The organism is Streptococcus sp. KR (assembly GCF_002238115.1).
Classification (GTDB): domain Bacteria; phylum Bacillota; class Bacilli; order Lactobacillales; family Streptococcaceae; genus Streptococcus.
In genome coordinates this window covers 1-2,677 of record NZ_NGVM01000049.1, presented here as the reverse complement: position 1 = coordinate 2,677, position 2,677 = coordinate 1, and the positions used below count along the sequence as shown (strand labels likewise).

General features: G+C 40.8%; 2 protein-coding genes. Both read left to right on the top strand.

Features of this window, described 5'->3' with window-relative positions:
* The coding region (locus CBI42_RS10615; protein WP_142294106.1) for an SspB-related isopeptide-forming adhesin at positions 1 to 1,991 on the top strand (1,991 nt) is incomplete at its 5' end.
* A 63-nt stretch (positions 1,992 to 2,054) separates the two neighbouring features.
* Positions 2,055 to 2,543: a hypothetical protein gene (locus CBI42_RS10610; RefSeq protein WP_094753955.1), complete on the top strand. Its 489-nt coding sequence runs from the start codon at positions 2,055 to 2,057 to the stop codon at positions 2,541 to 2,543.
* The last annotated feature ends 134 nt before the right edge of the window (positions 2,544 to 2,677 follow it).

Genomic DNA, 2,677 nt, shown 5'->3' with positions numbered 1-2,677 from the left:
ATCTTTGGGATACATCTGACTCACCTTACCAATACAAGGGCGCTGCACTTGGTGTCTTTAAGGAAGGGACAGCCTTCACAACCGAATTTATTCAATGGGATGGACCAGAAAGTCCAAATGGCCAAACCTATTGGTTCGCTTTGAATACAAAGGTTGTAACGCCAGTTGTTGAAGTTCCAGCTACTGCAGCTATCACAAAAACAACCGTGAAACCTGTCAAAACTGATCCAATCAGTGCTAACCTGGTCAATGCGAAAAATCCAACAAAACCAACATTGGCGCTTAAAACTCTTTCTGAAACCAAAAATCAGAAATTATCTGCAAGCTATCACGGCTACAAATTGCAGTATAAGCCAGTTGTAACTAAATCTGTAGCAGATACAGACAAGACCAATACAAATGGTCAAACAGTTGCTAAAAACGCTACACAGCTCTACACATTGAATCATGACAATATCTATGCGAACCTTAAAAAAGGGGACAAGATTACCATCATCGATCCACTCGAAGCTGGAGCAGTTCCTGATGTGGCTGTCACAAAGGCAGCTGCAGAGAAAGCAGGATGGGGCGTTGCCTATGATGCAGGAAAGAATACGTATACCTTTACTGCAACCTATGAAGGGAAGCGCCTAGATGCCCCAGTGATTACCTGGAAGCCAATCTATGACAAAGGTTTCTATGATAACACTTATAAGGTGCTAGTGAATAACTATGAGGTTTTCTCAAAGACTGTTACGAACTACACACCGAAGCCACCAAAACCAGTCAAAGCTGTTCTGGATCGCTCTGGTAAGGATATCAATGGGGCGACAACATTTGATCGCAACGTGACTTTCCGCTTGATGACAGACTACAGCCCTTACACCAAAACCCTTGCTTCAGCGCAAGCGATTGGTAAGAAGTTTGGAATCTTTGATAATGTTCAAGACAAAGCCTTCACAGTTGACCACAGTAAGATCAAGATGACTGCTGCAGGTAAAGATGTAAAAGACTTGTTTGACATGTATCACGTCCTTTCAGACAAAGGGCGTACAGATGCAATCAATAAGATTCTGAAAGAATTGAACTTGAATCCTAAAGGTGAGTTTTACCTTTGGGTAGCAAAGGATTCTAAGAGTTTTTATTACAACTATGTGAAGCAAAATAAAAAGGTGACGATTGATCTCCCAGCTAAGCTCCTGGTTAAAGCAGGGGAGAAAGTCAAAAACGATCTTAAACAAATCGACTTTGGCAATGGCTATCAATCAAATCTTGTCACTGTCTCAGTTCCTGATGTGAATCCAGAGAAACATGCCCTGGATCAAAAGGATAATAAAAAAGTTTTGGATGGCCAAGAAGTACAGATTGGCCAATACATCCGCTATCTACTCGATGGCGTAACCGTTCCAACCAAACACGATAGCCTCTTCCAATATGACGGTAGTGACCAGTTGGATGTGGTTCATGATCGATTCACAGGTAAGTGGTCAGGGATTTTCAAGGGGACAGAGTACACAGCTGAGAAAGACCTTATCTTGACTTATGATGTCATCCTGAAGGATGGTAAAGTAGTCAAGGCTGGAGACAAGATCGCCAAGGGTACAGCTTATGCTTTCTTGTTTGAAGTGAACCAGGATACAAATCCTGACTTCCTCAAGAAGATTGTGGCCGTCAAATGGGATGAAAAAGCAGGCAAGTGGTCTTATGTTATCAACCAGGATTTCCTAAATTCTTTAGGTGTAAAAGGCACGTTCGATGCAGACTTCTATCTAGAAGTCGAACGCATCGCAGCGGGGAAGGTTGAAAATACCTTTATCAATACAGTAAATTTACAAGAGATGACGGCTAAAGTGACAACAACAACGCCAGAACCTCCAAAACCTGAAAAACCAGGAAAACCAAATCCTCAACCATCACTTCCAAACACAGGATCAGCAGCAAGCATGCTTCCAGTTGTGGGAATGATTTTGGGATTATTGAGTCTTGCAGGTCTTCGTAAGTATAAAAAATAGAACATCTAGAAATTCCCCCTCATCTATGGTATAATGAAGCCATAAAAAAGAGGGGGAAGAGAGATGAGAAAGGACACGAAAATGGATGCACATGTGACTAGAAGTGGATACAGATACTATACCCCAACTAAAACAAAATCAGAAGTAACCAAACCTGAAGAAGAGAAGAAGTGGAAAAAAGGCCTGCATTGGCTAGGAAAAGCCATCTGGTCAGTAGTAAAGAACCTACCGAGTGTGATTGCGAGAGCTGCCGTTTTGATGGTTGCGACTCCACTCATGTTTCTTCTCTTTATCTTTAATCTGATTAAGAGCTTGATTGCAACAGCAATTGGTTGGTTTGTGTTTAAGATTGTAGTTTCATTTTTAGTAGTATGCTATTGGGCATTTTTGACAAAAGAAGGTACTATTCCATCCGAAATAGAAACCTGGTATACTAACTGGGTATTGCCTGAAGGTGTTCCAATCTATCACTGGTGGGAAACGACTATTATCGTTGTCTTGGCTGTAATTACAGCCCTCTCTCTAACCTTTCATCCAGAGGATGAAATATAGTATTAAATAAACAAAGTAGGTACTAGGAATCTTTCTTAGTACCTTTTTTATAAAAGAAAGTGAGAAAAAAATAATGGAAGCAGTTGTAGATTTTATTAACAAAATTGGGAATATCGGTGGAATTATCGGTATTG